The sequence below is a fragment of the Streptomyces sp. BBFR2 genome, assembly GCF_044497305.1.
Classification (GTDB): domain Bacteria; phylum Actinomycetota; class Actinomycetes; order Streptomycetales; family Streptomycetaceae; genus Streptomyces.
In genome coordinates, this window is record NZ_CP172415.1 from 5,782,681 (window position 1) to 5,801,069 (window position 18,389).

At 70.3% G+C, this 18,389-nt stretch carries 19 protein-coding genes; 17 read left to right on the top strand and 2 right to left on the bottom strand.

The annotated features are described in order from the left end of the window. The first annotated feature begins 3 nt into the window (after positions 1-3). Together ACGH2B_RS23615 and ACGH2B_RS23620 are read left to right on the top strand one after the other, a co-directional pair. Positions 4-939 (top strand): tRNA (adenine-N1)-methyltransferase, encoded by a 936-nt coding sequence (locus tag ACGH2B_RS23615; RefSeq protein ID WP_399093391.1) that lies wholly within the window; start codon positions 4-6, stop codon positions 937-939. Positions 940-1,130: 191 nt separating this feature from the next. Further along, a complete protein-coding gene (locus ACGH2B_RS23620; RefSeq protein WP_399093394.1) occupies positions 1,131-1,709 on the top strand; it encodes a hypothetical protein in 579 nt (192 codons plus the stop codon). A 142-nt stretch (positions 1,710-1,851) separates the two neighbouring features. Here ACGH2B_RS23620 and ACGH2B_RS23625 read toward each other — a convergent pair whose 3' ends face one another. Further along, a complete protein-coding gene (locus tag ACGH2B_RS23625; protein ID WP_399093397.1) occupies positions 1,852-2,148 on the bottom strand; it encodes a ferredoxin in 297 nt (98 codons plus the stop codon). Positions 2,149-2,400: 252 nt separating this feature from the next. On the opposite strand from ACGH2B_RS23625, the gene arc reads away from it, so the two are divergent. The 5 genes from arc (at position 2,401) to prcA (ending at position 8,370) form a co-directional block, all read left to right on the top strand. Further along, entirely contained in the window at positions 2,401-4,167 is a 1,767-nt protein-coding gene (gene arc / locus ACGH2B_RS23630) for a proteasome ATPase (RefSeq protein ID WP_399093400.1), read from the top strand. A 266-nt stretch (positions 4,168-4,433) separates the two neighbouring features. Beyond that, positions 4,434-5,945: a depupylase/deamidase Dop gene (gene dop / locus ACGH2B_RS23635; protein WP_399093403.1), complete on the top strand. Its 1,512-nt coding sequence runs from the start codon at positions 4,434-4,436 to the stop codon at positions 5,943-5,945. A 169-nt stretch (positions 5,946-6,114) separates the two neighbouring features. Further along, entirely contained in the window at positions 6,115-6,333 is a 219-nt protein-coding gene (locus ACGH2B_RS23640) for a ubiquitin-like protein Pup (RefSeq protein ID WP_399097260.1), read from the top strand. A 294-nt stretch (positions 6,334-6,627) separates the two neighbouring features. Beyond that, entirely contained in the window at positions 6,628-7,473 is an 846-nt protein-coding gene (gene prcB, locus ACGH2B_RS23645; RefSeq protein ID WP_399093406.1) for a proteasome subunit beta, read from the top strand. A gap of 66 nt (positions 7,474-7,539) precedes the next feature. Next, positions 7,540-8,370, top strand: a complete 831-nt coding sequence (gene prcA, locus ACGH2B_RS23650) for a proteasome subunit alpha (protein ID WP_399093409.1) — start codon at positions 7,540-7,542, stop codon at positions 8,368-8,370. Positions 8,371-8,767: 397 nt separating this feature from the next. On the opposite strand, the gene ACGH2B_RS23655 is transcribed toward prcA, so the two are convergent. Then, positions 8,768-9,826: a LacI family DNA-binding transcriptional regulator gene (locus ACGH2B_RS23655; protein WP_399093412.1), complete on the bottom strand. Its 1,059-nt coding sequence runs from the start codon at positions 9,824-9,826 to the stop codon at positions 8,768-8,770. A 119-nt stretch (positions 9,827-9,945) separates the two neighbouring features. Between ACGH2B_RS23655 and ACGH2B_RS23660 the strand changes: the two genes are divergently transcribed. The 10 genes from ACGH2B_RS23660 (at position 9,946) to tatC (ending at position 18,300) form a co-directional block, all read left to right on the top strand. Further along, a complete protein-coding gene (locus tag ACGH2B_RS23660) occupies positions 9,946-11,205 on the top strand; it encodes an MFS transporter (protein WP_399093415.1) in 1,260 nt (419 codons plus the stop codon). A 9-nt stretch (positions 11,206-11,214) separates the two neighbouring features. Beyond that, complete coding sequence (gene pafA / locus ACGH2B_RS23665) at positions 11,215-12,576, top strand: Pup--protein ligase (protein ID WP_399093418.1); 1,362 nt, start codon at positions 11,215-11,217, stop codon at positions 12,574-12,576. A gap of 132 nt (positions 12,577-12,708) precedes the next feature. Then, a complete protein-coding gene (locus ACGH2B_RS23670) occupies positions 12,709-13,710 on the top strand; it encodes an FKBP-type peptidyl-prolyl cis-trans isomerase (RefSeq protein WP_399093421.1) in 1,002 nt (333 codons plus the stop codon). A gap of 57 nt (positions 13,711-13,767) precedes the next feature. Then, positions 13,768-14,142 carry an FKBP-type peptidyl-prolyl cis-trans isomerase gene (locus ACGH2B_RS23675; RefSeq protein ID WP_399093424.1) on the top strand — a complete coding sequence of 125 codons (375 nt, stop codon included), beginning with the start codon at positions 13,768-13,770 and terminating at the stop codon, positions 14,140-14,142. A 112-nt stretch (positions 14,143-14,254) separates the two neighbouring features. After that, positions 14,255-15,238 (top strand): helix-turn-helix transcriptional regulator, encoded by a 984-nt coding sequence (locus ACGH2B_RS23680; RefSeq protein ID WP_399093427.1) that lies wholly within the window; start codon positions 14,255-14,257, stop codon positions 15,236-15,238. Positions 15,239-15,254: 16 nt separating this feature from the next. Beyond that, entirely contained in the window at positions 15,255-16,205 is a 951-nt protein-coding gene (locus ACGH2B_RS23685; protein WP_399093430.1) for a helix-turn-helix transcriptional regulator, read from the top strand. 36 nt (positions 16,206-16,241) lie between these two features. Continuing rightward, a complete protein-coding gene (locus ACGH2B_RS23690; protein ID WP_399093433.1) occupies positions 16,242-16,499 on the top strand; it encodes a hypothetical protein in 258 nt (85 codons plus the stop codon). A gap of 50 nt (positions 16,500-16,549) precedes the next feature. Continuing rightward, complete coding sequence (locus ACGH2B_RS23695) at positions 16,550-16,780, top strand: hypothetical protein (protein WP_399093436.1); 231 nt, start codon at positions 16,550-16,552, stop codon at positions 16,778-16,780. A 203-nt stretch (positions 16,781-16,983) separates the two neighbouring features. Further along, a complete protein-coding gene (gene tatA / locus ACGH2B_RS23700) occupies positions 16,984-17,265 on the top strand; it encodes a Sec-independent protein translocase subunit TatA (protein ID WP_399093439.1) in 282 nt (93 codons plus the stop codon). 120 nt (positions 17,266-17,385) lie between these two features. Next, positions 17,386-18,300 carry a twin-arginine translocase subunit TatC gene (tatC, locus tag ACGH2B_RS23705; protein ID WP_399097263.1) on the top strand — a complete coding sequence of 305 codons (915 nt, stop codon included), beginning with the start codon at positions 17,386-17,388 and terminating at the stop codon, positions 18,298-18,300. Positions 18,301-18,389 lie beyond the last annotated feature (89 nt).

The window sequence follows — 18,389 nt, forward strand, 5'->3', positions numbered from 1 at the left end:
CACATGTCCGAACCGACCGGTGCCGCCCGCCGTCGCGGGCCCTTCAAGGTCGGGGACCAGGTCCAGCTCACCGACCCCAAGGGACGCCACTACACCTTCACGCTCGAAGAGGGCAAGAGCTTCCACACCCACAAGGGAGCCTTCCCCCACGACGAGCTGATCGGTGCTCCCGAGGGCAGTGTTGTCCGTACCACCGGGAACGTCGCCTACCTCGCGCTGCGCCCGCTGCTCCCCGACTACGTCCTGTCCATGCCCCGCGGCGCCGCCGTGGTCTACCCCAAGGACGCGGGGCAGATCCTGGCGATGGCCGACATCTTCCCCGGCGCCCGGGTCGTCGAGGCGGGGGTGGGATCCGGCTCGCTGAGCAGCTTCCTGCTCCGCGCCATCGGTGACCAGGGAATGCTGCACTCCTACGAGCGCCGCGCCGACTTCGCCGAGATCGCCACGCAGAACGTCGAGCGGTACTTCGGCGGTCCGCACCCCGCGTGGACGCTCACCGTCGGCGACCTCCAGGACAACCTCTCCGACACGGAGGTCGACCGCGTCATCCTGGACATGCTCGCCCCCTGGGAGTGCCTGGAGGCCGTCTCCAAGGCGCTCGTCCCCGGCGGCATCCTCTGCGCGTACGTCGCCACGACCACGCAGCTGGCCCGCACCATCGAGGCGATCCGCGAGCACGGCACCTTCAACGAGCCGTCGGCCTGGGAGACCATGGTCCGCACCTGGCACGTCGAGGGCCTCGCCGTCCGCCCGGACCACCGCATGATCGGCCACACCGGCTTCCTGCTCACCGCCCGCCGCCTCGCCGACGGCGTCGAGCCCCCGCTGCGCCGCCGCCGCCCCGCCAAGGGCGCGTACGGCGACGACTACACCGGCCCCGGCTCCGCCTCGGGCGGCGCCAAGGACGCCTCCGCCAAGGACGCCGCCGAGCGCGGCTGACGGCCGGTTTCCGGCCACCGAACAACCGGGCGCCGCCGATGAGTTCCCTCCGGGGAACCGTCGGCGGCGCTCTTTCGTTTCCTGGGTGTTCCCGGCGTGAAACTCGGGTCCCACTGGTTCCTCGGCGCCCCGTCCTGTGGAACGATGCTGGGCACTCCCACCGCCACAGCACTTCACAGGAGTTACCCCGCGTGCAGCCCTTGGCAGGCCAGGACCTTTCGCACACCCAGCCCCGCCCCATGCACTGGCTCACCACGGCCACCGCGATCGCCGCGGTCATCGCCGCCGGGTCCTTCGTCCAGCCTCCTGATGCGACCGCCACCACCACCGCCGCGAAGCCCGGCCACACGGCGCCCGCCCCCGACGCGCGCGCCGTGAGCTTCCCCGTCGAATGCGGCCCCAACCGCCTCGATGTGGTGAAACAGGTCTCCGGCGATCTCGACGGCGACGGCACCACCGAAACCGTCGCCTCGGTCCGCTGCCACAGTGAGACCGGCACCCCGCCCAGCGGCGTCTACGTCCTCGCCCGCACCTCCGGCGCCAAGGCCACACCCCGCATCGTGGCGACCCTCCTGGACCCCTCCCGGAAGATGAGCGTCCAGGACCTCGCGCTGCACGACGGCACCATCGCCGCGACGCTCCTGGGCTACTCCACGCTCGACGTCCCGCGCTGCTGCCCGGACATCAGCACCGACACCGAGTGGCGCTGGCAAGGCGGCAGGTTCCTCCGCACCGACAACCGGGCGGCGCCGGGCACCACCGGCGTCTGACCGCGCACCTCCGGGGCCACGGTCCGCCCCGTACCCTCCGACGACACACCGGACCGTACGGGAGCCCCGCCCAGGGCCCCCTTCCGGAAAGCCGAAGGCGGCGGTCGCGATCCGCGCCGCCGCCACTCCCGGTCCGCCCCGCCTACTCCGCGTCGGGTCCGTAGACCTCCACCTGATCGGCGACCCGCCGCACATGGATGCAGTCCCCGGGGCACTCCTTGGCGGAGTCCCTTACGTCATTGAGGAGCGGCAGCGGGACCGGCGTCGTCGCGCCCTTGTCCTGGAGCAGCTCGTCGTCCGCGCTCTTGACGTACGCCAGCCCGTCGATGTCCAGCTCGAAGACCTCCGGCGCGTACTGCGCACAGATCCCGTCCCCCGTGCACAGGTCCTGATCGATCCAGACTTCAAGCTCTGGACGGGCTTCTTCCTGCACGGTCATCTCGCCTGCCGTTTCCTGCGTACGTGAAGCAATTTTGTCTAAGTGGCGCCAGCCCTGACGGGTGTTGACCGTCCCGACGATACAACCGGTCGCTTTCCGATGTTGTTCGGTGGGTATTCCCTTGGTGAGCGGACGTGCGCAAGGGTGAAGATCGGACACGCCCCGACCGTCTTTTCGATCTAGGGGTTTCAACCCGCACCCGCCCAGGTAGGGTCAGGAAGCGTCCAGCTCCCCTTGGAGGAGGTGAGGACCGTGGCAGCCCACGACGACGACATCAACCACGGCATCCGGCCGGGGCGGGGGTCCGAGGATCCCGCCGGTCAGGTTGCCTATCTTGAGCAGGAGATCGCCGTCCTGCGACGTAAGCTCGCCGACTCTCCGCGGCATACGAGGATTCTCGAAGAGCGGATCGTCGAGCTGCAGACCAATCTGGCCGGCGTTTCCGCGCAGAACGAACGCCTCGCGAATACGCTGCGCGAGGCGCGCGACCAGATCGTCGCCCTCAAGGAAGAGGTCGACAGGCTCGCCCAGCCGCCGGCCGGCTTCGGCGTCTTCCTGCAGGCCAATGACGACGACACGGTCGATATCTTCACCGGCGGCCGCAAGCTCCGGGTGAATGTCAGCCCGAGCGTGGAGAAGGCCGATCTCCGGCGTGGCCAGGAGGTCATGCTCAACGAAGCGCTCAACGTGGTCGACGCCATGGAGTTCGAGAGCGCCGGCGACATCGTCACGCTCAAGGAGATCCTGGAGGACGGCGAGCGCGCCCTGGTGGTCGGGCACACCGACGAGGAGCGGGTGGTGCGGCTCGCCGAGCCGCTGCTGGAGACGACCATCCGCCCCGGCGACGCCCTGCTCCTCGAACCGCGCTCCGGCTACGTCTACGAAGTCATCCCCAAGAGCGAGGTCGAGGAGCTGGTCCTCGAAGAGGTCCCGGACATCGACTACAACAAGATCGGCGGTCTGGGAGGCCAGATCGAGCTGATCCGGGACGCGGTCGAGCTGCCGTACCTCTACCCCGACCTCTTCAAGGAGCACGAACTCCGCCCGCCCAAGGGTGTCTTGCTCTACGGCCCGCCCGGCTGCGGCAAGACGCTCATCGCCAAGGCGGTCGCCAACTCCCTCGCCAAGAAGGTCGCCGAGGTGACCGGGCAGCCCGCGGGGAAGAGCTTCTTCCTCAACATCAAGGGCCCCGAGCTGCTCAACAAGTACGTCGGCGAGACGGAGCGGCACATCCGCCTGGTCTTCCAGCGCGCCCGGGAGAAGGCCAGCGAGGGCACGCCCGTCATCGTCTTCTTCGACGAGATGGACTCCCTCTTCCGCACCCGGGGCTCCGGCGTCAGCTCGGACGTGGAGAACACCATCGTCCCGCAGTTGCTCTCCGAGATCGACGGTGTGGAGGGCCTGGAGAACGTCATCGTCATCGGCGCCTCCAACCGCGAGGACATGATCGACCCGGCGATCCTCCGCCCGGGCCGGCTCGACGTGAAGATCAAGATCGAGCGTCCGGACGCCGAGGCGGCCAAGGACATCTTCTCCAAGTACCTCACCGAGCGCCTGCCGCTGCACACCGACGATCTCGCCGAGCACGGCGGCTCGCGGAAGGCAGCGGTCAGCGGCATGATCCAGTCGGTCGTCGAGCAGATGTACGCGGAATCCGAGGAGAACCGCTTCCTGGAGGTCACCTACGCCAACGGTGACAAGGAAGTCCTCTACTTCAAGGATTTCAACTCCGGCGCGATGATCGAGAACATCGTCGGCCGGGCGAAGAAGATGGCCATCAAGGCTTTCCTCGAACACGACCAGAAGGGTCTGCGGGTCTCCCACCTCCTCCAGGCGTGCGTGGACGAGTTCAAGGAGAACGAAGACCTGCCCAACACCACCAACCCGGACGACTGGGCCCGTATCTCCGGCAAGAAGGGCGAGCGGATCGTCTACATCCGCACGCTGGTCACCGGAAAGCAGGGCGCGGACACCGGCCGCTCCATCGACACGGTCGCGAATACCGGCCAATACCTGTAAACCGCGTTCCGGCTGCGGATGTCCTGCACGGGGCGTCCGCAGCCGGACGCTTTTCCGGGTCCGGAAACCGCTCCTGGAAAGCCGTACGGCCAAAACCGTACTGGAGCAATGACTGCCATGATCTCCCCAGTACCGCAAAGGCGCTCTAGGCTCGTGGGTACCGCCGCGTCACACGGTACGGAAACGGGGATCGCATACGGATCGGAAGCGCAGCGGTACGTGAGCGCCGACCTCATCCGGGGGCGCCGCCGGGCAAGGAGGGCCGCATGACCGTACGGCGAGTAATGGGAATCGAGACCGAGTACGGAATTTCCGTCCCTGGTCACCCCAATGCCAATGCCATGCTCACCTCGTCCCAGGTCGTCAATGCCTATGCGGCGGCGATGCACCGGGCACGCCGTGCCCGCTGGGATTTCGAGGAGGAGAATCCGCTGCGGGACGCCCGCGGCTTCGATCTCGCCCGTGAGGCCGCCGATTCCAGTCAGCTCACCGACGAGGACATCGGCCTGGCCAACGTGATCCTCACCAACGGCGCGCGCCTCTACGTCGACCACGCGCACCCCGAATACAGCTCGCCCGAGATCACCAACCCGCGGGACGCGGTGCTCTGGGACAAGGCCGGTGAGCGGATCATGGCCGAGGCGGCGGAGCGGGCCGCGCAGGTCCCCGGCGCCCAGCCGATCCACCTGTACAAGAACAACACCGACAACAAGGGCGCCTCCTACGGCACGCACGAGAACTACCTGATGAAGCGGGAGACGCCGTTCTCGGACATCGTGCGGCACCTGACGCCGTTCTTCGTCTCGCGGCAGGTCGTCACCGGCGCGGGCCGGGTCGGCATCGGCCAGGACGGCCGGGACCACGGCTTCCAGATCAGCCAGCGCGCCGACTACTTCGAGGTCGAGGTCGGCCTGGAGACGACACTCAAGCGCCCGATCATCAACACCCGCGACGAACCCCACTCGGACGCGGAGAAGTACCGCCGCCTGCACGTCATCATCGGCGACGCCAACCTCTCCGAGATCTCCACCTACCTCAAGCTGGGCACCACGGCGCTGGTCCTTTCCATGATCGAGGACGGTTTCATCGCCGTCGATCTCGCCGTCGACCAGCCGGTCCGCGCCCTTCACCAGGTGTCGCACGACCCCGGTCTGCAACACCTGATCACGCTCCGCAGCGGGCGCACGCTCACCGCCGTACAGCTCCAGATGGAGTACTGCGAGCTGGCCCGCAAATACGTCGAGGACCGTTACGGCGCGGACGCGGACGACCAGACCAAGGACGTGCTCGGGCGCTGGGAGGACGTCCTGGGGCGGCTGGAGAACGACCCGATGAGCCTGGCCGGCGAACTGGACTGGATCGCCAAGCGCGAGCTGATGGAGGGCTACCGCCGCCGCGACGGCCTGGACTGGGACGCCGCCCGGCTCCACCTCGTCGACCTCCAGTACGCCGACGTCCGCCCGGAGAAGGGGCTCTACAACCGCCTCGCCGCCCGGGGGAAGATGACGCGGCTGCTGGACGAGGCGGAGGTCGTACGGGCCGGTCTGGAGCCGCCCGAGGACACCCGGGCGTACTTCCGGGGCCGCTGCCTGGAGCAGTACGCCGACGACGTCGCGGCCGCCTCCTGGGATTCGGTGATCTTCGATCTGCCGGGGCGGGACTCCCTCCAGCGGGTGCCGACCCTGGAGCCCCTGCGCGGTACCCGGGAGCACGTCAAGGACCTGCTGGACCGCTGCCGTACGGCGGAGGACCTGGTGAGGGCGCTTTCCGGCCGCTGAACCCGTCAGGGATTCACCGCCTGATCGCGGCTGAAAGGGCCGCGTGGCGGGAATGATCGGGGTGTCCCCCGGACGTTGCATCAAGTGCAGGGCCGATGTCAGAGGGGCCTTGTAGGGTCGGATCTTGAAAGTCACATCGAGCGGGGCCGAACCGAGCGGGGTGAGGGTAATGGCGACCAAGGACAGCGGCGGCGGTCAGCAGAAGGCGACGCGTTCCACCGAAGAGGTCGAGGAGCAGACGCAGGACGCAGAGGCGTCCGACGACCTCAAGGAGCGCCAGGAAAAGCTGTCGGACGACGTCGATTCGGTGCTGGACGAGATCGACGACGTGCTCGAGGAGAATGCCGAGGACTTCGTGCGGAGCTTCGTCCAGAAGGGCGGGGAGTAACCGCAGCGCGGGTCAGGGCACGGCGCCGGTGGTGTCCCGCGCGGCACCACCGGCCGTGTCCGGCACGCTCCGGCTCCCGTCCGGGCCGGTCGCCGTCGGCGGATGGCGGCCCGTCAGCCTCCTGCGGGCGCGCGGGCCGTGCGGCCGGAGCCCGGTTCCACCACCCATGTGGATCACGCCCGCGGGGCGGGTAGGGTCCCGGTCGTACAGTGCTTCAGCTGCACCGCAGCCTGGGACAGTCAAGCAGCGGCCCGTCGCCCCGAGGCGGCCGGCCGAGTATCCGGAAGGAAACGTGTGGAAGCCAACACCCGTAACACCGGGCGTCTACCAGCTGCCTTCCTGACGCCTGGATCCTCGTCGTTCATGGACTTCCTCGGGGAACACGCCCCCGGCCTGCTGCCGGGCAGCCGCCCGTTGCCGCAGGTCCAGGGCGCCATCGAGGCGCCGCACGGCACGACCATCGTCGCCGCGTCGTTCCCGGGCGGTGTGGTGCTCGCCGGTGACCGGCGGGCCACGATGGGCAACGTCATCGCCCAGCGCGACATCGAGAAGGTCTTCCCGGCCGATGAGTACTCCGCGGTCGGCATCGCCGGTACCGCGGGGCTGGCCGTCGAGATGGTGAAGCTGTTCCAGTTGGAGCTGGAGCACTTCGAGAAGGTGGAGGGCGCGCAGCTCTCCCTGGAAGGCAAGGCGAACCGCCTCTCCACGATGATCCGGGGCAACCTCGGCATGGCCATGCAGGGCCTCGCCGTGGTGCCGCTCTTCGCCGGGTGGGACGTCGACCGCGCCAAGGGCCGCATCTTCTCCTACGACGTGACCGGCGGACGCTCCGAGGAGCACGGCTACGCGTCGACGGGCTCCGGCTCCGTCTTCGCCCGCGGTGCCCTCAAGAAGCTGTACCGCGACGACTTCACGGAGCATCAGGCCGTCACCGCCGTCGTCCAGGCGCTCTACGACGCGGCGGACGACGATTCGGCGACCGGCGGTCCCGACATGGGCCGGCGGATCTACCCCATCGTCACGGTGATCACCGACGAGGGCTTCAAGAGGTTCACCGACGCCGAGGTCGCGGAGGTCGCCCGCGCCGTCTACGAGCGCCGGCTCCAGGAGCCCGACGGTCCCCGTGCCGCGCTGCTCTGAGGGAAGGACGGCGGGCGGATGCGCGTGCCAGTGAGAGAGCCATTGACAGAAAGGGACGGATAACCGGTGTCGACGCCGTTTTATGTCTCACCCCAGCAGGCCATGGCCGACCGCGCCGAGTACGCCCGCAAGGGCATCGCCCGCGGCCGCAGCGTCGTGGTGCTGCAGTACACCGACGGCGTGGTCTTCGTCGCCGAGAATCCCTCCCGGGCCCTGCACAAGGTCAGCGAGATCTATGACCGCATCGCGTTCGCGGCGGTCGGCAAGTACAACGAGTTCGAGAATCTGCGGATCGGCGGGGTGCGCTACGCCGACCTGCGGGGCTACACCTACGACCGCGCCGATGTGACCGCGCGCGGGCTGGCGAACGTCTACGCCCAGACGCTGGGCACGATCTTCTCCAGCGCCGCCGAGAAGCCGTACGAGGTCGAGCTGATCGTCGCCGAGGTCGGGGAAGCTCCTGAGGACGATCAGATCTACCGGCTCCCGCACGACGGCTCGATCGTCGACGAGCACGGTTCGGTCGCGGTGGGCGGTAACGCCGACCAGATCAGCAGCTACCTCGATCAGCACCACCGCGACGGTATGACGCTGGGCGAGGCGCTGAAGCTCGCCGTGGACTCGCTGTCGCGGGACAACAACGGCGGGGAGCGCACCCTCACCGCCGAGCAGCTTGAGGTCGCCACGCTCGACCGCACCCGCCCCCAGCAGCGCAAGTTCAAGCGGATCCTCGGCAGCCACCTCTCCCGGCTGCTGGACGAGTCCACGGCGGACACGTCCGGAGACGCGGACGGTACGGCGGATTCCGCGGCGCCGGACGCCACCGAGGACGCGGAGGCGACCGGCGGCGGCACCGCGGAGAAGAAGCGGAAGCAGAAGCCGGAGGACGACGCCTAGCGGCGCGTCACGGCATCCGGGTCCGGGCCCGGTCGGTGCGCCCCGGCGGGACATCCCGCCGGGGCGCACCGCGTCTGTGGCGGGGTTCGGCCCGGGCCCGCTGCATGCCAGTGCGGCCTTCCGGACGGCGGCCGGTTCGCAGACGCCGTGCCCGTACGGCCTCCTGCGAGGGGCGATCGGCCTGAGCCGCACCCGCCTCCCGCGCTGCGTATCCGTCAGGGATCGGGGCCTGGCCCGCTCGTACCGCCTCCCGGCGAGGCCTTGGCCTCAGGTCAGCCCGTACCGGCCTTCTGTGAGGGCCTTGCTCCGCCTTGCCCGAGCGGACTCCCCGTGGTCCGACCGCGCCTCAGTGCCGCCGCACCAGCCGCCCGCCCGGCCCGTGCCGTACGGCGGGCCGCTACGCGGGTGCCGGTCCCGTCGAGCCGCGGGTGATGAGGTCGACCGGGAGGGGGCGGGCGGTGGGGCGGTGGCCGTCCAGGGCGGCGAGCAGGGCGCGCATTCCGGCGGCGCCGAACTCCTCGGCGGGCAGTCGTACGGTCGTCAGCTCCGGCTCGACGGCCACGGCCAGTGCCAGGTCGTCGAAGCCGGTGACCGAGACGTCCTCCGGTACGCGCAGGCCCAGCCGCCGTACCGCCTTGCAGGCGCCCGCGGCCACGATGTCGTCGTCGCAGATCAGCGCGGTCGGGCGGGGGCCGGGGGCGGTCAGTGCGGTGTGTGCGGCGGTCAGCCCCGCCGTGACGGAGAGGGCGGTCGGCACCCGGCGGAGCGAGACGCCGGGCGGTGCGGCGAACGCGTCGGCCAGGGCGCGGCCGCGGACCTCGAAGGTCCAGGAGGCGACGTCGGCGGCGAGGTGGCCGATGCGGCGGTGGCCCAGGGCGAGGAGGTGCGCGGCCACCTGGCGGGCGCCGTCGGCGATGTCGAGGTTGACGGTCGCGGCGGCGCGGTCGTCGGCCGGATCGTTGTCCAGCATGACCAGCGGGAGCCCGGCGTCGTGCAGGGCGGCGAGCGCGTCCACGGCCATCGAGGAGGCGATCACCCCGTCGAGGCTGGTGCGCGCCGAGCCGAACGGGTCGGGGGCCGGGCCGATGCCCTCGGGCGAGGGGTAGAGCACGACACCGAAGCCCGCGTCGGCGGCCGCGCGGGTGGCGCCCGTGTGCACCCGCGCGAAGAACTCGGTGGTGAGCGCGGGGACGACGAGGAGTGCGGTGCGGGTGCGGCCGGTGCGCAGGCTGCGGGCGGCGAGGTTGGGGCGGTAGCCCAGGTCCCGGGCGGCGGCGCGCACCGCTTCGGCCTTGGCGGCCGAGACCCGGCCGCGCCATTTGCCGCCCAGGACGAGCGAGACCGCCGCCTGGGAGACCCCGGCGGCCCGGGCCACGTCCCGGCTGGTGACGTGGGCGGCTCCGGCGGTCCGCCCGGTGTCACCGGCCGCCGGCCGTGTCGCGTCGTCGCTGCTCACCGGCGGTTTCCTCCTGATGGTCGGGCGGGCGGCCTGGACCCGCGAGTGCCGACATGATACGTATGACGCCGGAAGTTATACGTATCATGTCCGGCCGTACCGGACGAGGAAGGGGCGGCATGGCCGCGGGATATGCGGAGCTGCTGCGGACCAGGCACGCGGCGCGGCTGCTGGCCGGCACGCTGATCGGACGGTTGCCGAACGCCACGGCGGCCCTGGCCGTGGTGCTCTTCGTCCGCGCCGAGGGCGGCAGCTACGCCCTGGCCGGCGCGCTCTCCGCCGTCTACGGCGTCTGCACCGCCATCGGCCAGCCGCTGCTGGGCCGCGCCGTCGACCTCTACGGACAGCCGCGGGTGATGCTGCCCGCCGCGGTGATCTCCGCGCTGGGCGCGGCGCTGCCGGCTGTCGTCGGGCTGCACCCGGTGGCGCTCACCTGCGTCGCCATGGTGATCGCCGGACTCTTCACACCACCGCTGGAGGGCGGACTGCGGGCGCTGTGGCCCACGGTGCTCAAGCGGCCGGAGCGGGTGCACGCGGCGTACGCGCTGGACGCGGTGGCGCAGGAGGTGATGTTCGCGGTCGGGCCGCTGCTGGTGACGCTCTGCGTGGCCGCCTGGTCGGAGCGGGTGGCGCTGCTGGTCATCCATGTCATCGGGGTGCTCGGCGCGCTCTGGGTCGTGGTGTCGCCGCCGTCGCGGCAGTGGCGCAGCGAGCCGCGGGAGGCGCACTGGCTGGGCGCGTTGCGCTCGTCCGGGATGCTGGTGCTGATCGGCGCGTTCTTCTTCGTCGGGCTGGCGCTCGGCTCCATCGCGGTCGCCGCGGTGGCGTACGCCGACGAGCACGGCGGCGGCATGGTCTCCAGTTGTCTCCTCTCGGCGCTCGGCGTCGGGGCGCTGGCGGGCGGTGTCGTCTACGGGGCGCGGGAGTGGCCCGGACGGCCCGAGGGGCGGCTGCGGCTGCTTGTCGCGCTGCTGGCGCTGGGGTACCTGCCGCTGGCGTGCGTCCCCGGTGTGGTCGGGATGACGGCGTTGACGGGGCTTGCCGGGGTGTCCCTGGCACCCGCGCTGGCCTGCGCGTTCGTCGTCGTGGACCGGCATGCGCCCAAGGGCACGGTCACGGAGGCGTTCTCGTGGCTGGTGACGACCTTCGGCGTCGGCTCGGCGGTCGGCGCGTCGGTGGTGGGGCCCGCGGTGGAGCGCGGGGGAGCGGCCGCCGGCTTCGCCGTCGCGGCCGCTGGGGGCGTCGCCGCGCTGCTGGTCCTGGTGGCGACGAAGCGCTTCCTGGGAGATCCCGTACGGCCGAAGCAGCTCGTACTCCCGGCGGAAATTGATCGCAACGGGGCCGTCGAACCCGGTTTCAGAGCACGCCGTCAGGCGTAATGTTCAGTCATGGACCGCCGCATTTTCGGGCTGGAGAACGAGTACGGCGTCACGTGCACGTTCAGGGGACAGCGCCGACTGTCGCCTGACGAAGTGGCGCGGTACCTCTTCCGCCGTGTCGTGTCATGGGGCCGCAGCAGCAATGTCTTCCTGCGGAACGGCGCCCGCCTGTACCTCGACGTGGGATCGCACCCGGAATACGCAACCCCCGAGTGCGACAACGTGACGGAACTCGTCACCCACGACAAAGCAGGCGAGCGCATTCTCGAAGGTCTTCTCGTCGACGCCGAACGCCGCCTGCACGAGGAGGGAATCGCGGGCGACGTCTATCTCTTCAAGAACAACACCGATTCGGCGGGTAACTCCTACGGCTGCCACGAGAACTATCTCGTCGCCCGCCACGGGGAGTTCTCCCGGCTCGCGGACATTCTCATTCCCTTCCTCGTCACCCGGCAGTTGCTGTGCGGCGCGGGCAAGGTGTTGCAGACCCCGCGCGGCGCGGTCTACTGCGTCAGCCAGCGCGCCGAGCACATCTGGGAGGGCGTCTCGTCCGCGACGACCCGCTCGCGCCCGATCATCAACACCCGCGACGAACCGCACGCCGACGCCGAGCGGTACCGCCGGCTGCACGTCATCGTCGGCGACTCCAACATGTCCGAGACGACGATGCTGCTGAAGGTCGGCGCCACCGATCTGGTGCTGCGCATGATCGAGGCGGGCACCGTCATGCGGGATCTGACGCTGGAGAACCCGATCCGGGCGATCCGTGAGGTCAGCCACGACATCACCGGTCAGCGCAAGGTCCGTCTCGCCAGCGGGCGCGAGGCGTCGGCGCTCGAAGTCCAGCAGGAGTATTACGAAAAGGCGGTGGATTTCTGCGACCGCCGCGGAATCCGCACCGGCACCGTCGAACGCGTACTGGAGTTGTGGGGCCGTACTCTCGGCGCAATCCGCGATCAGGAACTCGGCCGCGTCGCCACCGAGATCGACTGGGTGATGAAACATCAGCTCATCGAGCGGTACCGCGCCAAGAACAACATCACCATGTCGCATCCGCGGGTGGCTCAGATAGATCTCGCGTACCACGACATCCACCGCCGCAGGGGGCTCTACTACCTTCTGGAGCGGAAGGGACAGGCGGCCCGGATCTGCAACGATCTGAAGATCTTCGAAGGCAAATCGGTGCCGCCGCAGACCACCCGGGCGCGGTTGCGCGGTGATTTCATCCGCCGCGCGCAGGAACAGCGCCGCGATTTCACGGTGGACTGGGTGCATCTCAAGCTGAACGACCAGGCGCAGCGGACGGTGCTGTGCAAGGACCCGTTCCGCAGCGTGGATGACCGGGTGGAGAAGCTGATCGCCGGAATGTGAGGGTGTCCGGCGGCGAAGTGCCGGGAGCCGCGGGCTCCCGGCACTTCGCCGTGTTCGAACGGGAAGGGCCCCGGACCTCAGGTCGTAGAGTGGCGGGCACTGGCCACCACCCCCCGATCCCGAGTGGGACTGATGAACCTCACGAAAAACACCCGTCGCGCTGCCGCCGCCGCGCTGACCGTGCCCCTTCTGCTGTTCACCGCCGCCTGCGGGTCCGACGACAAGGAGTCGGGCAAGACGGTCGCCGATGTCCAGGGCAAGGTGGGCGACCAGCCGGAGATCAAGGTCTCCAAGGGCGCCAAGGTCGCACCGGACATCGTCACCAAGACCCTGAAGCAGGGCTCGGGCACGAAGGTCGAGGACGGCTCCACCGTGCGTGTCGACTACGACGGCAAGCTGACGAAGGGGCAGAGCCTCGGCAGTAGCTGGGACGTCCCGCCCGGCTCCGGCAAGGCGGCCAAGGGCGAGCCGCGGCGTCAGGTCGTCGTCGAGCTGAACGACCAGCTCGCGCAGATGCAGCAGCAGCTACCGCTCCCGGTCAAGGTGCTGGAGGCGCTCAAGGGCCAGAAGGCGGGCAGCCGCGTCCAGCTGGAGGGGACCGCCAAGGCGTTCCTCGGTGAGCTGCCGCCGCAGGCCAGCGTGAAGCCGGACGACGGCATGGTGTACGTCGTCGACATCGCCGGTGCCGAGAAGGTCGACAAGAAGGCCAAGGCCGAGGGCGCGCAGGCCAAGCCCGAGGACGGTATGCCCGAGGTGAAGGCGGAGGGCGAGAAGGCCGCCGTGATCACCGTGCCCAAGGGGGAGAAGGCGCCCGCCGACCTCAAGCAGCAGGTGCTGATCAAGGGCAAGGGCAAGGAGGTCAAGAAGGGGGACGCGCTCGTCGCCCAGTACACCGGCGTGAAGTGGGAGGACGGCAAGAAGTTCGACTCCTCCTGGGACCACGGCGGCGCCACGACCTTCCAGATCGGCTCCGGCTCGGTCATCAAGGGCTGGGACGACGCGCTGGTCGGCAAGCACGTCGGCGACCGCGTCGAAATCGTGATTCCGCCGAAGCTGGGCTACGGTTCCTCCCCGCAGTCCGATCTCGCCAAGAACACCCTGGTCTTCTCCGTCGACATCGTCGACGCGTTCTGACCCGGGTCTGCGAGACTGGCGCGGCCATCGCACGGAAACATACGTAGGAGCACACCCGTGAGCATCGACAAGCCCGAGATCGACTTCCCCGAGGGCCCGGTTCCCACCGATCTGGAGATCGTGGACCTGTGGGAGGGTGACGGGCCGGTCGCCAAGGCCGGGGACAACGTGAGCGTCCACTACGTCGGTGTCTCCTTCAGCACCGGCGAGGAGTTCGACGCGAGCTGGAACCGCGGCAAGCCGCTGCAGTTCCAGCTCGGTGCCGGCCAGGTCATCGCCGGCTGGGACAAGGGCGTGCAGGGCATGAAGGTCGGCGGCCGCCGTCGGCTGACCATCCCCGCGCACCTCGCGTACGGCGACACCGGCGCCGGCGGCGGCCGGATCGCCCCCGGTGAGACGCTGATCTTCGTCTGCGACCTGGTCTCCGTCTGAGATCACGCCGCACCCCGAGGGCCCGTGCCGCAGCGCACGGGCCCTCGGCTTTTGCCCCGGGCGCCCGTGGCGGTACGGTCACGGATCGGGAGTTCCACGAGAAAGGGCGCCGATGGCGATTGCCAAGGCCGAGCGGCTGATGAACCTGGCGCTGTGCCTGCTGGGTACCCGTCGCCCGCTGACCAAGCGCGAACTGCGGTCGTCGATCGAGGCGTACGTCGAATCGTTCGGTACGGGCGACGACGGCGGATCCGACGACTCGTTCAACCGCATGTTCGAGCGGGACAAGGACGACCTGCGCGAGCTGGGCCTGGTGATCGAGACCGTCGAGGGTCTGGAGGGCGACGTCGGCTATCTCGCCCGCCGTGACAGCAACCGTCTCCCGCCCATCACGCTGGACGCCGAGGAGGCCGCGGCCCTCGGGCTCGCCGCCAAGATCTGGCAGCAGGCCAGGCTGGCGGGCGCGGCCAGCGGCGCCTTGCAGAAGCTGCGCGCCGCCGGGATGCCGCTGGCCTCCGGGGACGACGCCGCCGACGCCCCGCACAGCGCGCTGGAGCCGCGCATCCCCGCCCACGAGGCCGCCTTCGAACCGCTGATGCTGGCCTGCCGCGACCGCCGTCCGGTCGTCTTCGACTACCGCAAGTCCAACGCCGCGCACCCCGAGCGCCGTCAGGTCGAGCCGTGGATCCTGGAGTGCTGGCGCGGCCACTGGTACCTCGCCGGCTGGGACCGCGACCGCCGCGCCGAACGCGTCTTCCGGCTCTCCCGGATCACCGGCAAGGTCCGCTCCCGGCAGGGCGCGTTCACCGCGCCGGTGCCCGACCACGTCACCGTCCGCGAGACCGTCGAGGGCTGGGCGGGGGAGACCGCGACCGGCACCGCCCGCATCAGGCTGCGCGCCGGGCACGGCTATCCGCTGCGGGCCCGCGCGCTGACCGTCCGTGAGCTGGGCGACGGCTGGGACGAGTTGGAGATCCCGAACGGACGCGGGCTCGACGCCTGGCTCGTGGAGTTCGGGCCCGGCGTGGTGGTGCTGGAACCGGCCGAACTGCGCGCCGATGTCATCGACCGGCTGCGCGCCGTGGCCAAGGGCTGAGGGGGAGACGCCACCCATGGCGACCAACGCGATCGATCAGACCCGCCGGATGCTGTCCCTGGTGACGTACCTGCGTGAGCGCCCCGGCGCCCGCGTCAGCGATGTGGCCCGCGCCTTCGGCATCACCGAGGACGAGCTGATCGCCGACCTCGACGTCCTGCCCATGTGCGGGACGAGCTTCCGCGGCGGCGACCTCCTCGACATCGACACCGACGGCGACCGCATCTGGTGGCACAACCCCGACGACGTCGCCGCCCCGCTGCGGCTGGCCGCCGACGAGGCCACCGCGCTGCTGGTCGCGGCGCGCGCCGTGGCGACCCTGCCGGGCCTGCGCGAGGGCGACCGGCAGGCGCTGCTGCGGGCCACCGCGAAGCTGGAGGCCGCGGCGGGCGAGGCGGCCGGGGCCAGCTCCCGGGTGTCGGTGACCTTCGAATCCGAGGGCGGCGTCTTCGCCGACGTGGACCGGGCCATCGCCGAGCGCCGCCGCCTGTGGCTGCGTTACTACTCCCCGGCCCGCGACGAGCTGACCGAGCGTGAGGTGGACCCGATCCGCCTGTTCGCCGTCGGCCACACCTATATGGAGGCGTGGTGCCGGCTCTCCGAGGCCCGGCGGACCTTCCGCCTCGACCGGGTCGCGGAGATCAGGTTGCTGGACGCGCCCGCCGACCCGCCCCCGGTCGAACTGCGCGACCTCTCGGAGGGGCTCGTCCAGCCGGCCGCCGAGGACCCGGAGGTGTGCATCGAGGTCGGGCCCGGCGGCCGCTGGGTCGCCGAGTACTACCCGCACGACAGCGCCGAGGAGCTGCCGGACGGCGGGCTGCGGATCACCCTGCGCACCCCCGACCCGGCGTCGCTGCGGCGGCTGGCGCTGCGGCTGGGCCGCGACGGCCGGATCACCGCACCGCCGGAGCTGGCCGACAGCGCGCGCCGCGCCGCCACCGAGGCGCTCGCCGCGTACGGCGAGTGAGCGCGCCCCTGTCACGGTGAGGAGAGACAGCGAAGGATGACGACGACGGCGACCGGCACCCTGGCGGATGTGCCCGCACCGGTGCTGTTCAAGGCGGCGTGCCCCGACTGCCGGGGCCGGTTCGAGTTGGCGTCGGACGCCTTCCGGCTGGCCATAGGGGGCAGCCGGAAGACCACGTTCTACTCCTTCACCTGCCCCGACTGCGGCCGTGCGGTGCGCCGCCCGGCCGGGGAGCGCATCGTCGAACTGCTCACCGGCGGCGGGGTGCGCACCCTGCGGCTGCACACCGGCTGACCGCGCCGCCCGTGGGCGGCGGTGCCCCGCGCCCCCGTTAGGCTCGTCCCATGTTCTGGCCCATGCTCGCTGTCGTCCTCGGCTTCCTCGGCATCGCCGTGCTCGGGGTGCTCGCCTTCCGTGTCTTCGTCGAGGTGCGGCGGCTGGCCGGGCAGGTGGGGGCGGCGTCGGAGCGGATCCAGCGGGCCGCCCGGGACCTGGAGCGGGCGGCCACGCCGCTGGCGGCCCGGGCCGGAGGGGCCGCCTCCGGGGAGCCGGGATCCGGGAAATCCAGGGGTTGACGGGACGCCATCACCGCGTTTAAGGGCGGTACGCTGGGGCGCGGGTCCGGCGGGCGTGGCGCGTACGTGTCCGGGAGTGCGCACGGGGGTTGCCCGGCGTTCACCGGTGAGCGTTACGATCGCTCAAGCACGGTGGGCGGACGGATGTCCGGCCTGGTCAGGTAGTCCCATCCTCAGCCGCCTCGGTGAGAAGGTATTCGCTTATGTTTGGAAAGATCGGTTGGCCCGAGCTCGTACTGCTCCTGGTCATCGTGGTCGTGCTGTTCGGCGCCAAGAAGCTTCCCGACATGGCCCGCTCACTCGGCAAGTCCGCCCGCATCCTCAAGAGCGAGGCGAAGGCGATGAAGTCGGAGAGCGCCCAGAAGGAGGCCGCTCCCGCCGACCCGCCGCAGGACGACGCACAGGCCGCGCCCCGGACGATCAAGGCCGCACCCGGTGATGTGAACAGCGCGCGTCCGGTCACCGAGACCGACCGCACCGCGTAGCCGACCCGAGGGCCCTGACCGGGTGGCGGATCCGGCCGCCCCCACCGGATGAGATGAGGACGAGGGGTGCGCAAGTCCGTCCCCAACAAGCAGAAGCGGGAGAAGGATCCCGAGGGGCGTATGCCGCTCGTGGAGCACCTGCGGGAGCTGCGTAATCGCCTTGCCAAGGGCGTGCTGGCGATCGTCGTGATGATGATCGTCGCCGCGTTCTTCTACGAGTCGATCATCAACTTCTTCACCAAACCGATTCTGCAGACGATCGGCTGCGACTCCCTCTTCACCGACCTGGCCAAGCAGAGCAAGGGCCGCTGCGCGAACATCGTGATGATGGACCTGCTCGGTCCCTTCACCCTCGCGCTGAAGGTCTCGCTGGTCTCGGGTGTCATCCTCGCCGCGCCGGTCTGGCTGTACCAGCTCTGGGCCTTCCTCGCCCCGGGGCTGCACAGCAAGGAGAAGAGGTACGCGCTGAGCTTCGTCGGCGCGGGCTTCCCGCTCTTCGTCGCCGGTGCGTACTTCGCGTACGAGGTGATGCCGACCACGGCGCGGGTGCTGATCGAGTTCACCCCGGCGGGCGTGGACAACCTGCTGACGCTGGACAAACTCCTCGATCTGATCACCCGCATGGTGATCGTTTTCGGCCTCTCCTTCGAGCTGCCGCTGCTGCTGATCATGCTGAACTTCGCCGGGGTCCTCTCGGGCAAGCGGATGCTCGGCTGGTGGCGCGGCATGATCATGGGCATCACGGTCTTCGCCGCCATCGCGACGCCCAGCACGGACCCGGTCACCATGCTGCTGCTGGCCGGCCCGATCTGGCTGCTGTACTTCGGTGCCGTACTCATCGCGCTCTCCCGGGACGCGCGGCGGCGGCGCCGGGAGGATTCCGGGCCGTCCGACGACGAGGCGTCCGACCTGGACCTGACGCCGCAGCCGATCGGGGAGATGGAGCCGGTGGGCGCCCCGCCGGAGCTGCCCGAGCAGGCGAGCGGATCCGGTGACGACCGGCGCCACCGCGGTGAGCTGGACGATGTGACCTGACACGTGCCGAGGTGACGGTGAGGCGGGGGGCCGGTGGGCTCCCCGCCTCCGTCGTTCCCGGGATGCGCTTGCCCCGGCGTACGGGGCCG